Genomic DNA, 15,125 nt, shown 5'->3' on the forward strand with positions numbered 1-15,125 from the left:
CGATTCGCCAGGCCTGCCAGAAGTAAAACTAAATAGTTTGACTCTGGTAAAATAATCGACAAACCGGGCTGGAGGCATCAGGCCAGCAAATTCATTAAAAACGCAGGTGAAACGTGAAAAAGACCGCCATTCTCCCGCTTTACGAGGCACCGCGCTATGCGGAGCAGGTCATCGACTGGCTCTGGAACGACTTTGGCGAGGGGGTACCGCGGGAATTTTTTCACAGCATCGTTGCGCACAGCCAGACGCCGGGTGCCCTGCCGCTGACGTTTATCGCCGTAGAGGATGAACGGCTTCTCGGCACTGTGGGACTTTGGCGCTGTGATTTGATTACCCGTCAGGATCTCTATCCGTGGCTGGCGGCGCTCTATGTTGACGACGCGGCGCGCGGTAAGGGGCTGGCAGGAGAGTTACAGCAGCATGTTATTCGCTTCGCCGCACGGGCCGGGTACGAGGAACTCCATCTCTGGTCTGCCTGCCGCGACTTCTATGAACGTTACGGCTGGCAGTATATTGGCGATGGGCTGGAGTATCCGGATAAAACCGTACACCTGTATCGCTATTCGCTCTGCGCGTCAGCGGGCGCTGCAACGGAGTGACGGCGCACTAGCGTTGGGCTGAAGAGGTGGGTAATCTCCGGCGGCTGGCGTTGCTCGGCCAGCGCCAGCGCCAGCTCTGCGGCCTGGGTGGCCATCGTGATGATGGGGTAGCGTACGGTAGTCAGGCGCGGGCGCACGTACCGGGAGACCAGAACATCGTCAAAGCCAATCAGCGAGATTTCCGCCGGCACCTCGATCCCGTTGTCATTCATGACGCCCATTGCCCCGGCGGCCATCGAATCGTTATAGCTGGCGACCGCGGTGAAATTTCGTCCGCGACCCAGCAGCTCCGTCATGGCCTGTTCGCCGCCGCTCTCATCCGGTTCACCGTAGGCCACCAGGCGGTCATTACACGGCAGACCGTTTTCGCGCAGGGCGTCGTAGTAGCCCTGCAGGCGGTCTTCCGCATCAGAAATGGGGTGATTGGAGCAGAGATAGCCAATCCGGGTATGGCCCTGTTGAATCAGATGACGGGTCGCAAGCCAGGCGCCGTAGCGGTCGTCGAGGGCTACACAGCGTTTTTCAAAGCCGGGGATAATACGGTTGATAATCACCATGCCGGGCATCTGCTTCATCAGGTGAATCAGCTCGGCATCCGGGATCATTTTGGCGTGAACCACCAGCGCCGCGCAGCGGTGGCGGATCAGCTGCTCGATGGCCTGGCGTTCTTTTTGTTCATTATGATAGCCATTGCCGATCAGTAAAAAATTACCCGTCTGATAGGAAACCTGTTCAACCGCTTTCACCATCGCCCCGAAAAAGGGGTCGGAAACGTCTCCCACCACCAGCCCAATGGTATCCGTTGACTGCTGGGCGAGCGCGCGGGCGTTGGCATTCGGATGGTAGTTCAGGGTTTCCATGGCGCTTTGTACCGCCTGGCGTGATGCGTCACTGGCTTTGGGTGAATCATTAATCACGCGGGAGACGGTGGCTACCGACACACCTGCCAGACGAGCCACATCCTTTATTGTCGCCATTTATAACCTTCTTATTTGGGGTAAGCGTTTACACACTAAATAGTGTTGCGGAAAAGTGACGTGCATTCAAGGGAAGCCGGTTTCCGCGCGCCACAAACGTGACGCAGACCAACCCTGATAGTGTAATCGTTACACGTCTGGTCATGTCAGAAGAATGTCAATCTGAACCTTTGGTTACACTTTGCCTCAGGCTGTTGCGATTGTCCGGTGGCGATGACGTTAAAGAGGTTGGTAGAGTCGAGATCCCAGAGGTATTGATAGGTGGAATCAACTCCGGTTGATTAACACGACTTACACCAGCCTGCGTTCTTACGCAGGTTTTTTTTGCCTGAAAGTTCAACCTGTAACAGCAACAGAGAATATTCACACCTGGTTGCATTTCGGCTCATTCCCTTGCGTTTTCCTGCTGGCGAAGCGCAGGGTCAACCGCCACAATCAAGATCCCAGAGGTATTGATTGGTGAGAATTCTTAGTACGATTTCGTACTCATCACTTGCACCAACCTGCGCGGATGCGCAGGTTTTTTTTTGCCTCCACTTTTGCTGTCGCTCCCGTATCACTTCTCGTGTAATCTGCCACCATTTACTATCAACCCTTCAAACTGGCTGGCAAAGGGAGTTGAGATGCTATTTGGGTTTTTCCGTACACTGTTCCGTATTCTCTTTCGCATCCGCGTCACTGGCGATGCTCAGGCGCTTCGCGGCGAGCGCGTTCTCATCACACCCAATCATGTTTCCTTTATAGACGGCATCCTGCTTGCGCTGTTTCTGCCCGTGCGCCCGGTGTTTGCGGTCTATACCTCCATCAGCCAGCAGTGGTATATGCGCTGGCTCACGCCGCTGATTGATTTTGTGCCGCTTGACCCGACAAAGCCGATGATGATTAAACATCTGGTACGTCTGGTAGAGCAGGGGCGTCCGGTGGTGATTTTCCCGGAAGGGCGCATTTCAGTGACCGGTTCGCTGATGAAAATCTACGACGGCGCGGGTTTTGTCGCGGCGAAGTCAAAAGCGACCGTGGTGCCGCTGCGTATTGAAGGCGCAGAGTTAACCCACTTCAGCCGCCTGAAAGGGCTGGTGAAGCAGCGCCTGTTCCCCAAAATCACCCTGCATATTCTGCCGCCAACGTCGCTTCCGATGCCCGACGCGCCGCGCGCCCGCGATCGCCGTAAAATCGCCGGGGAAATGCTGCACCAGATTATGATGGAAGCGCGCATGGCCGTTCGTCCGCGGGAAACGCTGTATGAATCCCTGCTTTCGGCGCAGTATCGCTATGGCGCAAAGAAAAACTGTATTGAAGACATCAACTTCACCCCGGATACCTACCGCAAGCTGCTGACCAAGACGCTGTTTGTGGGCCGGATTCTGGAGAAGTACAGCAAGAAGGGCGAAAAGATCGGCCTGATGCTGCCAAACGCGGGCATCAGCGCGGCGGTGATTTTTGGTGCGGTTTCCCGTGGCCGTATACCGGCGATGATGAACTATACGGCGGGCGTGAAAGGGCTGACCAGCGCCATTACCGCCGCCCAAATCAATACCGTCTTTACCTCCCGACAGTTCCTGGACAAAGGCAAGCTGTGGCATCTGCCGGAACAGCTGACTCAGGTGCGCTGGGTATTTCTGGAAGATCTGAAAGCGGACGTGACCACCGGCGACAAGCTGTGGATCTTTGCGCACCTGCTGATGCCGCATCTGGCGCAGGTCAAACAGCAGCCGGAAGATGACGCGATTATCCTTTTCACGTCGGGTTCGGAGGGCAACCCGAAAGGCGTGGTCCACAGCCACAAGAGTATTCTGGCGAACGTTGAGCAGATCAAAAGCATTGCCGACTTTACCGCGAATGACCGTTTTATGTCGGCGCTGCCGCTGTTCCACTCCTTTGGCCTGACGGTGGGGCTGTTCACGCCGCTGCTGACCGGGGCAGAAGTATTCCTCTATCCCAGCCCGCTGCACTACCGCATTGTGCCGGAGCTGGTGTATGACCGTAACTGCACCGTCCTGTTCGGGACCTCAACTTTCCTGGGTAACTATGCCCGTTTCGCCAATCCGTATGATTTTTATCGCGTGCGATACGTGGTGGCCGGTGCGGAAAAGCTGCAGGAGAGCACGCGTCAGATCTGGCAGGACAAGTTTGGCCTGCGCATTCTTGAAGGTTATGGCGTTACCGAGTGCGCGCCCGTTGTCTCCATCAACGTCCCTATGGCGGCGAAACCGGGTACGGTGGGCCGAATTCTGCCGGGGATGGACGCGCGCTTGCTGGCCGTGCCGGGCATTGAGGAGGGTGGCCGCCTGCAGCTGAAAGGGCCGAACGTGATGAATGGTTACCTGCGCGTGGAAAACCCAGGCGTGCTGGAAGCGCCAACGGCGGAAAACGTCAACGGCGAGGTTGAAACCGGCTGGTACGACACCGGTGATATCGTCCGTTTCGACGAGCAGGGCTTTGTGCAGATTCAGGGACGTGCAAAACGCTTCGCCAAAATCGCCGGTGAAATGGTCTCTCTGGAAATGGTTGAACAGCTGGCGACGGCCGTCTCTGCCGATAAAATGCATGCGACGGTGGTCAAGAGTGATGCCAGCAAAGGCGAGGCGCTGGTGTTGTTTACCACCGACGGCGAGCTTAAGCGCGACAGGCTACTGAGCTATGCGCGTGAACACGGTATCCCTGAACTGGCGGTGCCGCGCGATATTCGCCACCTGAAGCAGCTTCCGGTGCTGGGGAGCGGCAAGCCCGATTTTGTGACCCTGAAAGGCATGGTTGAAGAGGCGGAACAGCATAATGCGTGAGTCAGTACACACTAACACCTCGCTGCGTTCGAAAGGCATGATGGCGGTTATCGCCGCGCAGTTTCTCTCTGCGTTCGGTGATAACGCTCTGCTGTTTGCCACCCTGGCGCTGCTGAAAGCCGAGTTTTACCCCGACTGGAGCCAGCCGATCCTGCAGATGGTGTTTGTGGGCGCTTACATTATCTTTGCCCCGTTTGTGGGGCAGGTGGCGGACAGCTTCCCCAAAGGCCGGGTGATGATGTTTGCCAACGGTCTCAAGCTGCTGGGGGCCGCCAGCATTTGCTTTGGCTTCAACCCGTTTATTGGCTACACGCTGGTGGGCATCGGCGCTGCCGCTTACTCCCCGGCGAAGTATGGCATCCTCGGGGAGCTGACCACGGGCGATAAGCTGGTGAAGGCCAACGGCCTGATGGAGTCGTCGACTATCGCGGCTATCCTCCTTGGCTCCGTCGCGGGTGGCGTACTGGCCGACTGGCATGTCCTGGCGGCACTGGGCGTCTGTGCGGCGGTGTATGGCGGGGCAGTCGTGGCGAACCTGTTTATTCCTAAGCTGCCGGTGGCTCGCCCGGGGCAATCCTGGCGCTTTAAACCGATGACCGGCAGTTTCTTTAACGCGTGCCGCGTGCTGTGGCGTAACGGGGAAACGCGTTTCTCACTGATGGGGACCAGTATGTTCTGGGGGGCAGGCGTCACGCTGCGCTTCCTGCTGGTCCTGTGGGTACCGGTTGCGCTGGGGATTACGGACAATGCGACGCCGACCTATCTTAATGCGATGGTGGCGATCGGCATTGTGGCTGGCGCGGGCGCGGCGGCGAAGCTGGTGACGCTCGAGACGGTAGCACGCTGCATGCCCGCAGGGATCCTGATTGGCGTCGTGGTGCTTATTTTCTCGTTGCAATATGCGTTATTGCCCGCTTATGCCCTGCTGATCCTGATTGGTATTCTGGGTGGTTTCTTCGTGGTACCGCTGAATGCGTTACTCCAGGAGCGCGGCAAGCAGACCGTCGGGGCGGGGAATGCCATTGCGGTACAAAACCTCGGTGAAAACCTGGCCATGTTGTTAATGCTGGGGCTCTACTCGCTGGCGGTAAAAGTGGGTGTACCGGTGGTGGCGATTGGCGTCGGATTTGGTGGACTGTTCGCGGCGGCGATTGCGGGGTTGTGGATCTGGCAGCGTCGTCGTTGATAAGTGCGGCCTGATGCGCTCTCCTCAGCGGGAGAGGGAGCAAACCCTAAAAACGGCAACGTGCGTTGCCGTTTTGCTTTTATTACGGCGCAGGATAGGTATAAACCTGATGCACCGCTTCAATCTCTGCTAGCACCTCTTCACTCAGCTCCAGATGGAAACTCTCAATGTTCGTTTTCAGCTGTTCCATGGTCGTCGCGCCAAGCAGGGTGCTGGCAACAAACGGCTGACGGCGCACGAAAGCCAGCGCCATCTGCGCCGGATCAAGGCCGTGGCGCTTCGCGATATCCACATAGGCTGCAACGGCTTTCTGCGTCTGCTCGCCGCTGTAGCGGGTAAAGCGGCTAAAGAGGGTATTACGCGCCCCGGCCGGTTTCGCACCGTTCAGGTATTTCCCCGTCAGGGTGCCAAAACCGAGGCATGAATAGGCGAGCAGTTCCACTTCCTCATATTGCGTCACTTCGGCCAGCCCCACCTCGTAGCTGCGGTTAAGCAGGCTGTAAGGGTTCTGGATGGTGACGATACGCGGCAGATCGTGCTTATCCGCCAGGTGCAGATAACGCATGACCCCAAAGGCCGTTTCGTTGGACACGCCAATGTAGCGGATTTTTCCCGCACGCTGGCACTCCGTAAGCGCTTCCAGCGTTTCCAGAAGGGTAACGGCGGGGGCGCTCTCGTTCCAGCTGTAGCCCAGCTTGCCAAAACAGTTGGTTGGACGCTGAGGCCAGTGGACCTGGTACAGGTCGAGATAGTCGGTTTGCAGGCGCTTCAGGCTCGCGTCCAGCGCGGCGCGAATATTTTTGCGATCGAGGATCTGGTTCGGGCGGATCCCGGCATCGTTGTTACGCGCGGGGCCACTCACTTTCGAGGCGATAACCAGCTTTTCACGGTTACCGCGTTTTGCCAGCCAGTTACCGACGTAGGTTTCGGTAAGTCCCTGCGTTTCAGGGCGTGGAGGCACAGGGTACATCTCTGCCACATCAATCAGGTTAATCCCCTGGCTGACGGCATAATCGAGTTGTGCATGGGCATCGGCTTCGCTGTTTTGTTCACCAAATGTCATCGTGCCCAACCCCAGTTGACTTATCTCCAGAGCGCTGTGGGGGATACGGTGATAATGCATAGCCGGCTTCCTTCAATAGACATGTAGACCGCGTCAGGAACCTCCCGACAAAGGAATATAAACATGGCAGAGGGGAAGCAAAAGGGGAAGAAAAAAATCAAAAAGGCCAGTAAGCCACTGACCTCTGACCGTTATCGCTCAATAATTTGCGAGACTTCGTCGCGATTGATCTGCATTTTATTGCCTGCCTGGTCGTGGTAGCTGACCAGACCGGTATCGTCGTCGACTTCAGGTTTGCCGTCGGTCAGGATCATCCGGCCATCTTTCGTCGCCATGACGTAATCGCTGCTGCAGCCCGATACGGCAAACGCCAACCCGACTGCTGAAATTAACACCGCCCATTTTTTCATCGTTATCGTCCTCATCTGGCTCGTATCAAATCATAGTGTAGTATTAACCCGTTATGGCAACAGGGTGAAGCGGTAAAATCTTAAAAACCAGGTGATTATGTTTGTGAGCTCGCAAAATAAGTAAAAAACTATGTTTTAAGTAAGAAATGACGAGCAAGCAAAGCGCCGGTGAAATTCTTTTTGAGATAAAAACCGCGCGGCAGCGTCAGTATGGGTTCGCCCATCGCGCCGATCGCCTCGGTAAGCGCTTTGCTGTTTGCCGCTTTCGGGCGCAGCTGTAACACTTCTCCGTGCCGGGCGGTAATTCGCTCGACCTGACCGAGCACAATCATGTCCATCAGCTCTTCCCAGTCCAGGCGCAGCTGATGCTCCTCTTCTTCATCCGGGCTCCAGAGAAGCGGCGCGCCAACGCGGCGTTCAGCCAGCGGGATCTGCCGTTCACCTTCAACCGGTACCCACAGCACGCGTTTCAGCTTATGGCGCACGTGGCTGGTTTCCCACGTCACGCCGGTATTGCCGGTTAAGGGCGCTACGCAGACAAAGGTGGTCTCCAGGGGCCGACCCTGACTGTCGATGGGGATGGTTTTTAGCTCTACGCCAAGGGCAGCGAAATCTTGCTCTGGCTTGCTCCCGGCGCTGGCACCCAGCCACAGCTCCAGCAGCATGCCGATCCAGCCCTTATCTCGCTTCAGATCCTTTGGGATCGGAAGCCCTGCCATCGCCGCCAGTTCGCCCAGCGAGAAGCCTGCCAGACGCTGAGCCTGCTGTAGCAGCTGGCTTTCGCTCGACGGTGGTGAGAGCAAGGGTGAAAGCGGATGCATGACGATAACCTTTTGATTAAAAAATAAACGAAGAAAGAGTCCCCTGTGGATAGAGTTTAACTTTATCTGTACCAATATTCCATGTGCATGATTTATAGGTTTTTTTATGACTTTCCCACGGTTTCCTCAGAGACGAAAAACGGGTTGTTCAAATCTGGTCACTGACAATAAACAGGATCTTACACCATGTTATCCACAGAAAAGTGGGATAACTGGGCATAACCCTGACTACTGTTTCAATTTACAGCCTTGACGTGCGATGAAAATCCAAATTTCAAACAAATTGTGCCTAACTTATTGGCACAATCTGTGGATAAAACCGACGCTGTTCGATCTTTCATCAGCACGACGATCCCTGCTGTGACGATCGTCACGCTATTCTGCGTTTTGTTTGCTGCTATTGGTATAATATCATGAAAAATATATCTTTATATTGAAGGGGGGAAACAGTAGGGCAGAGGCCGTTTCAGGTTGTTCATCGGTAATCAGACACTTCTTCACAACTATATCCACAGAAAAGGTGAATAAAATTGCCTTCGTTACCGTATATCTGTTTATAACTCTGCACTTATTTGTGAGTTATTCAAATGTTATTAGGTTGCAGGCCTGTAAGAGAGTGGTTTACCGCCTCACTGTAGTGTGAAACAATCATTCATATATAAGGTTTAGTTTGGGGTAGTCCGGTGATTGATGACGATGGCTACCGCCCGAACGTAGGAATAGTAATTTGTAATCGTCAGGGCCAGGTCATGTGGGCCCGTCGATATGGTCAGCACTCCTGGCAGTTCCCGCAAGGCGGGATCAATCCGGGAGAGTCCCCAGAACAAGCGATGTACCGGGAGCTTTTTGAAGAGGTCGGTTTAAGCCGAAAAGATGTTCGCATCCTCGCTTCGACCCGCAACTGGTTGCGTTACAAGTTACCGAAACGTTTGGTGCGTTGGGACACAAAGCCGGTTTGTATCGGCCAGAAACAGAAGTGGTTTCTTCTGCAGTTGGTGGGCAACGATTCGGACATCAATATGCAAACCAGCAGTACGCCGGAGTTCGATGGCTGGCGCTGGGTGAGCTATTGGTATCCTGTTCGTCAGGTCGTGTCATTTAAGCGCGATGTTTACCGTAGGGTGATGAAAGAGTTTGCAAGTGTGGTGATGCAGCTTCAGGAGATCCCGCCTAAGCCGCAGAGCGCACCTGCCTGGCGACGTAAAAGAGGTTAAGCTACGCAAATCATGCTCACCCGCTTGCGAGAAATAGTCGAGAAGGTGGCCAGCGCTCCGCGTCTCAACGAGGCGCTGAATATTCTGGTCACTGACATCTGTCTTGCGATGGAGACCGAGGTCTGTTCGGTGTATCTGGCCGATCACGATCGGCGCTGCTATTACCTGATGGCGACCCGCGGTTTGAAAAAGCCGCGGGGACGCACCGTAACGCTCGCATTTGATGAAGGTATCGTCGGCCTGGTTGGACGGCTGGCTGAACCTATCAACCTTGCCGACGCGCAAAAACACCCCAGCTTTAAATACATTCCTTCCGTAAAAGAAGAGCGCTTCCGCGCGTTTCTGGGTGTGCCGATTATTCAGCGTCGTCAGCTGCTCGGCGTGCTGGTCGTCCAGCAGCGCGAGCTGCGTCAGTATGATGAAAGCGAAGAGTCCTTCCTCGTTACGCTGGCGACACAGATGGCGGCGATCCTCTCTCAGTCTCAGCTTGCCGCGCTCTTCGGTCAGTATCGCCATACGCGCATTCGCGCCCTGCCGGCATCGCCAGGGGTGGCGATTGCAGAAGGCTGGATGGACGCCACGCTGCCGTTAATGGAGCAGGTCTACGAAGCCTCCACGCTTGATGAAGCGCTGGAGCGCGAGCGTCTTACCGCCGCGCTGGAAGAGGCGGCCAATGAGTTCCGTCGCTACAGCAAGCGCTTTGCCGCTGGTGCGCAAAAAGAGACGGCGGCCATTTTTGACCTCTACTCGCACCTGCTTTCCGACGCGCGTCTGCGCCGTGAACTTTTTGCCGAGGTTGATAAAGGCGCAGTCGCGGAGTGGGCGGTTAAAAAGGTCATCGAAAAATTTGCCGAACAGTTCGCGGCGCTGACCGACGGTTATCTGAAAGAGCGGGCGGGAGATCTCCGCGCGCTGGGACAGCGCCTGCTGTTCCACCTCGATGACACCATTCAGGGGCCAAATGCCTGGCCAAAACGGTTTGTGCTGGTTGCCGATGAACTTTCGGCAACCACGCTGGCCGAGCTGCCGCAGGACAGACTCGCCGGGGTTGTCGTACGCGATGGTGCAGCGAACTCCCATGCCGCCATTATGGTGCGCGCGCTCGGTATTCCTACCGTTATGGGGGCGGATATTCAGCCCTCGGTGCTGCACCGCCGCACGCTGGTGGTGGATGGTTACCGCGGTGAACTGCTGGTCGATCCTGAGCCGGTTCTGCTCCAGGAATATCAGCGTCTCATCAGCGAAGAGAATGAATTAAGCAAGCTGGCGGAAGATGACGTTAACCTGCCCGCGCAGCTGAAAAGCGGCGAGCGGATCAAAGTCATGCTCAACGCAGGCTTAAGCCCCGAGCACGAAGAGAAGCTTGGCAGCCGCATCGACGGTATTGGCTTATACCGCACTGAAATCCCCTTTATGCTGCAGAGCGGTTTCCCCTCCGAAGAGGAGCAGGTGGCGCAGTATCAGGGTATGTTGCAGATGTTCAACGACAAGCCTGTCACCCTGCGAACCCTGGATGTCGGGGCGGATAAACAGCTACCCTATATGCCGATCAGCGAAGAGAATCCGTGTCTGGGCTGGCGCGGGATCCGCATTACGCTCGATCAGCCGGAGATCTTCCTGATCCAGGTGCGCGCGATGCTGCGCGCCAACGCCGCGACGGGCAATCTCAGCATCCTGCTGCCGATGGTCACCAGCATAGATGAAATCGACGAAGCGCGGCGCCTGATCGAACGTGCTGGTCGTGAAGTGGAAGAGATGATTGGCTATGCGATCCCGAAACCACGGATCGGCGTCATGCTCGAAGTGCCGTCTATGGTCTTTATGCTGCCGCAGCTGGCAAACCGCGTTGATTTTATCTCTGTCGGTACCAACGATCTGACGCAATATATTCTGGCCGTTGACCGGAACAACACCCGCGTCGCCAGTATCTACGATAGCCTGCACCCGGCGATCATTCGCGCGCTGGCGATGATTGCCCGTGAGGCTGAACAGTACGGCATTGATCTACGCCTGTGCGGTGAAATGGCCGGAGACTCGATGTGCGTCGCGATCCTGATTGGTCTGGGGTACCGCCATCTGTCGATGAACGGCCGCGCTGTAGCGCGCGTGAAGTATTTGTTGCGTCATATAGACGTCAATGATGCCCGCGAGCTGGCCGAGCGCAGCCTTGACGCGCAGCTGGCAGCTGAGGTGCGTCACCAGGTCGCGGCATTTATGGAACGGCGCGGTATGGGCGGCCTGATTCGCGGTGGTCGCTAAAGCCTTTCCTCCCCCACGCAGCGAACAATTCCTTCGCCCCTTTGGGGAGAGGGGCAGAGTGAGGGGACCAGCACGCACAAAACCCTATACACATCTTTTACATCTCTGGCGCATCCTCCGCGCCCGCCTTATGCTATGATTCGCAACTTTGGAGCCTCTGCTTAAGGCAGAATCGCATTTCTACCGCTGTCCACTTTCAGCGGAATAACAACATCTTGTGGTGACAGATGAACAGTGGTTATCTGCATTTTCCGGAGTTTGATCCGGTCATTTTCTCAGTAGGACCTGTTTCGCTTCACTGGTACGGTCTGATGTACCTGGTGGGCTTCATTTTTGCCATGTGGCTCGCGGGCCGTCGCGCCAGCCGTCCTGGCAGCGGATGGACCAAAAACGAAGTTGAAAACCTGCTTTACGCAGGCTTCCTCGGCGTGTTCCTCGGTGGCCGTATTGGGTATGTACTGTTTTATAACTTCCCGGTGTTCCTGAACGATCCCCTCTACCTGTTCCGCGTCTGGGACGGCGGCATGTCCTTCCACGGCGGCCTGATTGGGGTGATCCTGGTGATGGTGATTTTTGCCAAACGCACCAAACGCAACTTCTTCCAGGTGTCAGATTTTATCGCACCGCTGATCCCGTTTGGTCTGGGAGCGGGTCGTCTGGGCAACTTTATTAACGGCGAGCTGTGGGGCCGCGTTGACCCAAGCGTACCGTACACGATGCTCTTCCCGGGCTCCCGCGCGGAAGATATCGCGCTGCTGCCGTCGCACCCGGAGTGGCAGTCCATTTTCGATACCTACGGCGTGCTGCCGCGTCATATGTCCCAGCTGTATGAGCTGGCGCTGGAAGGCGTGGTGCTGTTTATCATCCTGAACCTGTTTATTCGCAAGCCGCGCCCGATGGGAGCTGTTTCCGGGCTGTTCCTGATTGGCTATGGCGCGTTCCGCATCATCGTCGAATTCTTCCGCCAGCCGGATGCGCAGTTTACCGGCGAATGGGTACAGTACATCAGCATGGGGCAGATCCTCTCCATTCCGATGATTGTCGCGGGTGCCATTATGATGATTTGGGCGTATCGTCGTCGTCCACAGCAACAACTTTCCTGAGGAACCATGAAACAGTATCTTGAATTGATGAAAAAAGTGCTCGATGAGGGCACGCCGAAAAACGACCGTACCGGTACCGGTACGCTCTCCATTTTTGGCCACCAGATGCGCTTCAATCTGCAAGAAGGCTTCCCTCTGGTGACGACAAAGCGCTGCCACCTGCGCTCGATCATTCATGAACTGCTCTGGTTCCTGCAAGGCGATACCAACGTTGCGTATCTGCACGAAAATAACGTCTCCATCTGGGACGAATGGGCAGATGAAAACGGCAACCTGGGCCCGGTTTACGGCAAGCAGTGGCGCGCATGGCCAACGCCTGATGGCCGCCATATTGACCAGATCACCACCGTGATGAACCAGCTAAAAAACGATCCGGACTCGCGCCGAATCATCGTTTCCGCCTGGAACGTGGGTGAGCTGGATAAAATGGCGCTGGCTCCGTGCCACGCGTTCTTCCAGTTCTATGTGGCCGACGGCAAGCTCTCCTGCCAACTCTACCAGCGCTCCTGTGACGTGTTCCTCGGCCTGCCGTTTAACATTGCCAGCTATGCGCTGTTAGTCCACATGATGGCGCAGCAGTGCGACCTGGAAGTGGGTGATTTCGTCTGGACAGGTGGGGACACCCATCTTTACAGCAATCATATGGAACAGACGCATCTTCAGCTCACCCGCGAACCGCGCGCGCTGCCGAAGCTGGTTATCAAACGCAAACCGGAATCGATCTTCGATTACCGCTTTGATGATTTTGAGATTGAGGGCTACGACCCGCACCCTGGCATCAAAGCGCCCGTCGCTATCTGATGCGGTAAAGCGTGACACAACCGGTGCTATTTAGCGCCGGTTTTTTTTCGTCTTTATCCCGTTTTCCGGGGCGTTATCCAGAAAGCGTGCAACGCGCTGCAACACGCTCAATTCTTCGGATAACGCCTCGTAAAACCCTTATTCACCGCTCGCCACGCCCACGGCGAATCGCCACACTTCCCGCATGAAAAAAGAGAACGGCTTTACGCTTATCGAAACGCTGGTGGCTGTCTCGCTGGTTGTCATACTCAGCGCTTCAGGTCTGTACGGCTGGGAAAGCTGGCAGCGGCAGCAGCGGCTGTGGCAAACCGCCGGCCAGGTGCGCGACTATCTGGTGTTTCTGCGAAACGATGCCAACAGGTACAACCGCGACCATCACGTAACCCAGCTACGGGTTGGGGGACAGGAGTGTCTGGCGAGCGCTGCTGTACAAGGCTGTGAGAAGGGCAGCCCCTTTGTCCTGATTCCACTCTGGCCTGAGGTCGCGGTGCGCGAGGTCACGCCGTCATTAGGGTTCTATGGGTTAAGGGATACGGCATGGGCAGGGCGAATAAGGGTTCAAAGCCGTGCCGGAGAATGGCTGATCATAGTCTCAGACGGAGGGCGCATCAGAATGTGTAAGGTCTCACAAGGAGGTTCATGTCGATGAGACAGCGCGGTTTTTCGCTGACTGAAGTTCTGATTGCCACGGCCATCAGTAGCCTGTTGTTGATTGGCGCATCACGCTTTCTACCCGGATTGCAGCGGGCGGTACTGCTGCAATCCGGCCAGAGAGAGCTGGAAGAAGAGGTCTGGCAGCGCCTGTTTGCTCTTGGCAAACAGCTTCAGCGTGCGGGTTACTGTGCGGGGAACTGCCAGGGGCAGGGGCTGGCGATCGCAAGGCAGGGCAGTTGCGTCATTGTTCGGTGGGATGCCAACAGTAACGGTCGCTGGGATCGCAGTGCATCAGAAAACGACAGCACCGGTTTTCGTCTGGAATCGGGCGCGCTGGAAACCCTTCGTGGGGCAACCTCGTGTGAAGGTAAGGGATGGGAAAAGCTCACGGACCCGGACAGGCTTGCCATCGCGCATTTTGTGGTGAGGAAAGTAACACACGCCGGGTTTGCGCCGGAGCTGAATATCGAACTGTCCGCCCTGCGCAAAGGCGATCAAGGGGAGCCTTATCAGGCTTTGTATACGGTCACGGGGTACAACCTGTGAACCGTCAACGCGGTATGTCTTCGCTGGCGCTGGTTCTGCTTTTACTGGTGCTTGGTACGCTGATCCTCACCGGCCTTAACCAGCAGCTGACAACGTTCAGCGCGCTCGTTGGCGGTGAGAGTCGTTCGCTGCAGCAGCAGGCTTATGTACAGTCAGCGCTTGAGTGGGGCCGCGTTCAGAGTTGGTCACCCGGTCCTGAAGTCCAGTGCAAAAAAGCACCCGCGCGGCAAGTGTGTTTGCGGCGGCTGAGTGAGACCGCTGTTTTACTGATTGCCGGAGTCAACGACCTGCTGCTCTGGCGTTCAGGAGAGATCGTCGACGGTAAAATTCGCTTCTCCCCTCACGGCTGGAGTGATTTTTGCCCGCTAAAGGAGCGTTCGCTATGCCAGCTGCCGTAAGCAAAGAAAAAGGATTTAGCATGGTAGAGGTTCTGCTGGCGATGCTGCTGCTGGTCATCATCGTCATGGCACTGGCCGGCTATCATCGGGCGCTGGCGGCGCGCTTTACGCTATTTAACCAGTATCGCCAGCTCTGGCACCATGCCTGGAATCAGGCCCAGCTCTCAACAAATGTTCTGCCCGCAGGCTGGCAGGCCAGTCGGGTGCAGACAACGCACGCAGGATGTGTCAGCATCACGGTTACACTTATTTCTCCTCTGGGGCGACGCGGTGAGATTACGCGTCTGCATTGCCCGGTTAGCCAGTAGTCG

General features: G+C 56.1%; 15 protein-coding genes and 1 pseudogene. 11 read left to right on the forward strand and 5 right to left on the reverse strand.

The features are described from left to right. Positions 1 to 113 precede the first annotated feature (113 nt). Positions 114 to 599: a GNAT family N-acetyltransferase gene (locus OSH03_RS11910; protein WP_266179141.1), complete on the forward strand. Its 486-nt coding sequence runs from the start codon at positions 114 to 116 to the stop codon at positions 597 to 599. Here the strand turns inward: OSH03_RS11910 and galR are convergent. Further along, positions 560 to 1,576, reverse strand: coding sequence for an HTH-type transcriptional regulator GalR (galR, locus tag OSH03_RS11915; protein ID WP_061097198.1), 1,017 nt, complete (start codon positions 1,574 to 1,576; stop codon positions 560 to 562). The two genes, OSH03_RS11910 and galR, sit on opposite strands and share 40 nt — an antisense overlap. A gap of 623 nt (positions 1,577 to 2,199) precedes the next feature. Here galR and aas point away from each other — a divergent pair. Together aas and lplT are read left to right on the forward strand one after the other, a co-directional pair. Then, complete coding sequence (aas, locus tag OSH03_RS11920) at positions 2,200 to 4,359, forward strand: bifunctional acyl-ACP--phospholipid O-acyltransferase/long-chain-fatty-acid--ACP ligase (RefSeq protein ID WP_266179142.1); 2,160 nt, start codon at positions 2,200 to 2,202, stop codon at positions 4,357 to 4,359. Beyond that, positions 4,352 to 5,545, forward strand: a complete 1,194-nt coding sequence (lplT, locus tag OSH03_RS11925; protein ID WP_266179143.1) for a lysophospholipid transporter LplT — start codon at positions 4,352 to 4,354, stop codon at positions 5,543 to 5,545. The genes aas and lplT overlap by 8 nt, the downstream gene beginning before the upstream one ends. 82 nt (positions 5,546 to 5,627) lie before the next feature. Here the strand turns inward: lplT and OSH03_RS11930 are convergent, their stop codons facing one another. The 4 genes and pseudogenes from OSH03_RS11930 to OSH03_RS22195 form a co-directional block, all read right to left on the reverse strand. After that, positions 5,628 to 6,668, reverse strand: coding sequence for an NADP(H)-dependent aldo-keto reductase (locus OSH03_RS11930; RefSeq protein ID WP_061097201.1), 1,041 nt, complete (start codon positions 6,666 to 6,668; stop codon positions 5,628 to 5,630). 131 nt (positions 6,669 to 6,799) lie between these two features. Continuing rightward, the gene (locus OSH03_RS11935) at positions 6,800 to 7,018 is read right to left on the reverse strand and encodes a YgdI/YgdR family lipoprotein (protein ID WP_014885085.1); all 219 of its coding nucleotides are present in this window, start codon (positions 7,016 to 7,018) and stop codon (positions 6,800 to 6,802) included. 128 nt (positions 7,019 to 7,146) lie between these two features. Beyond that, positions 7,147 to 7,839, reverse strand: coding sequence for a DNA mismatch repair endonuclease MutH (gene mutH, locus OSH03_RS11940; protein WP_151412380.1), 693 nt, complete (start codon positions 7,837 to 7,839; stop codon positions 7,147 to 7,149). Between the two features lie 88 nt (positions 7,840 to 7,927). Then, positions 7,928 to 8,080: pseudogene (locus OSH03_RS22195) on the reverse strand (hypothetical protein); the annotation flags it as partial. A gap of 442 nt (positions 8,081 to 8,522) precedes the next feature. Here OSH03_RS22195 and rppH point away from each other — a divergent pair. The 8 genes from rppH (at position 8,523) to OSH03_RS11985 (ending at position 15,122) form a co-directional block, all read left to right on the forward strand. After that, positions 8,523 to 9,053, forward strand: a complete 531-nt coding sequence (gene rppH, locus OSH03_RS11950; RefSeq protein WP_013098553.1) for an RNA pyrophosphohydrolase — start codon at positions 8,523 to 8,525, stop codon at positions 9,051 to 9,053. A 12-nt stretch (positions 9,054 to 9,065) separates the two neighbouring features. After that, positions 9,066 to 11,312 carry a phosphoenolpyruvate--protein phosphotransferase gene (gene ptsP, locus OSH03_RS11955; protein WP_061097203.1) on the forward strand — a complete coding sequence of 749 codons (2,247 nt, stop codon included), beginning with the start codon at positions 9,066 to 9,068 and terminating at the stop codon, positions 11,310 to 11,312. Positions 11,313 to 11,539: 227 nt separating this feature from the next. Beyond that, the gene (lgt, locus tag OSH03_RS11960) at positions 11,540 to 12,415 is read left to right on the forward strand and encodes a prolipoprotein diacylglyceryl transferase (RefSeq protein WP_028014284.1); all 876 of its coding nucleotides are present in this window, start codon (positions 11,540 to 11,542) and stop codon (positions 12,413 to 12,415) included. 6 nt (positions 12,416 to 12,421) lie between these two features. Then, positions 12,422 to 13,216, forward strand: a complete 795-nt coding sequence (gene thyA / locus OSH03_RS11965; protein WP_061097204.1) for a thymidylate synthase — start codon at positions 12,422 to 12,424, stop codon at positions 13,214 to 13,216. 184 nt (positions 13,217 to 13,400) lie between these two features. Further along, a complete protein-coding gene (locus tag OSH03_RS11970; RefSeq protein ID WP_266179144.1) occupies positions 13,401 to 13,865 on the forward strand; it encodes a prepilin peptidase-dependent protein in 465 nt (154 codons plus the stop codon). After that, on the forward strand, positions 13,856 to 14,416 hold the full coding sequence (locus OSH03_RS11975) for a prepilin peptidase-dependent protein (protein WP_266179145.1): 561 nt from the start codon (positions 13,856 to 13,858) through the stop codon (positions 14,414 to 14,416). Before OSH03_RS11970 ends, OSH03_RS11975 begins: the two co-directional genes overlap by 10 nt. Then, positions 14,413 to 14,814 (forward strand): DUF2509 family protein, encoded by a 402-nt coding sequence (locus OSH03_RS11980; RefSeq protein WP_266179146.1) that lies wholly within the window; start codon positions 14,413 to 14,415, stop codon positions 14,812 to 14,814. The genes OSH03_RS11975 and OSH03_RS11980 overlap by 4 nt, the downstream gene beginning before the upstream one ends. Continuing rightward, on the forward strand, positions 14,799 to 15,122 hold the full coding sequence (locus OSH03_RS11985) for a prepilin-type N-terminal cleavage/methylation domain-containing protein (RefSeq protein ID WP_266179147.1): 324 nt from the start codon (positions 14,799 to 14,801) through the stop codon (positions 15,120 to 15,122). Before OSH03_RS11980 ends, OSH03_RS11985 begins: the two co-directional genes overlap by 16 nt. The last annotated feature ends 3 nt before the right edge of the window (positions 15,123 to 15,125 follow it).

Origin of the sequence: Enterobacter nematophilus, from assembly GCF_026344075.1 — a bacterium.
Taxonomy (GTDB): domain Bacteria; phylum Pseudomonadota; class Gammaproteobacteria; order Enterobacterales; family Enterobacteriaceae; genus Enterobacter; species Enterobacter nematophilus.

Bases quoted from the DNA above. Each gene is read 5' to 3' on its own strand.
- galR (WP_061097198.1), bottom strand. From the start codon at position 1,576: ATGGCGACAATAAAGGATGTGGCTCGTCTGGCAGGTGTGTCGGTAGCC.
- aas (WP_266179142.1), top strand. From the start codon at position 2,200: ATGCTATTTGGGTTTTTCCGTACACTGTTCCGTATTCTCTTTCGCATC.
- lplT (WP_266179143.1), top strand. From the start codon at position 4,352: ATGCGTGAGTCAGTACACACTAACACCTCGCTGCGTTCGAAAGGCATG.
- OSH03_RS11930 (WP_061097201.1), bottom strand. From the start codon at position 6,668: ATGCATTATCACCGTATCCCCCACAGCGCTCTGGAGATAAGTCAACTG.
- OSH03_RS11935 (WP_014885085.1), bottom strand. From the start codon at position 7,018: ATGAAAAAATGGGCGGTGTTAATTTCAGCAGTCGGGTTGGCGTTTGCC.
- mutH (WP_151412380.1), bottom strand. From the start codon at position 7,839: ATGCATCCGCTTTCACCCTTGCTCTCACCACCGTCGAGCGAAAGCCAG.
- ptsP (WP_061097203.1), top strand. From the start codon at position 9,066: ATGCTCACCCGCTTGCGAGAAATAGTCGAGAAGGTGGCCAGCGCTCCG.
- lgt (WP_028014284.1), top strand. From the start codon at position 11,540: ATGAACAGTGGTTATCTGCATTTTCCGGAGTTTGATCCGGTCATTTTC.
- thyA (WP_061097204.1), top strand. From the start codon at position 12,422: ATGAAACAGTATCTTGAATTGATGAAAAAAGTGCTCGATGAGGGCACG.
- OSH03_RS11970 (WP_266179144.1), top strand. From the start codon at position 13,401: ATGAAAAAAGAGAACGGCTTTACGCTTATCGAAACGCTGGTGGCTGTC.
- OSH03_RS11975 (WP_266179145.1), top strand. From the start codon at position 13,856: ATGTCGATGAGACAGCGCGGTTTTTCGCTGACTGAAGTTCTGATTGCC.
- OSH03_RS11985 (WP_266179147.1), top strand. From the start codon at position 14,799: ATGCCAGCTGCCGTAAGCAAAGAAAAAGGATTTAGCATGGTAGAGGTT.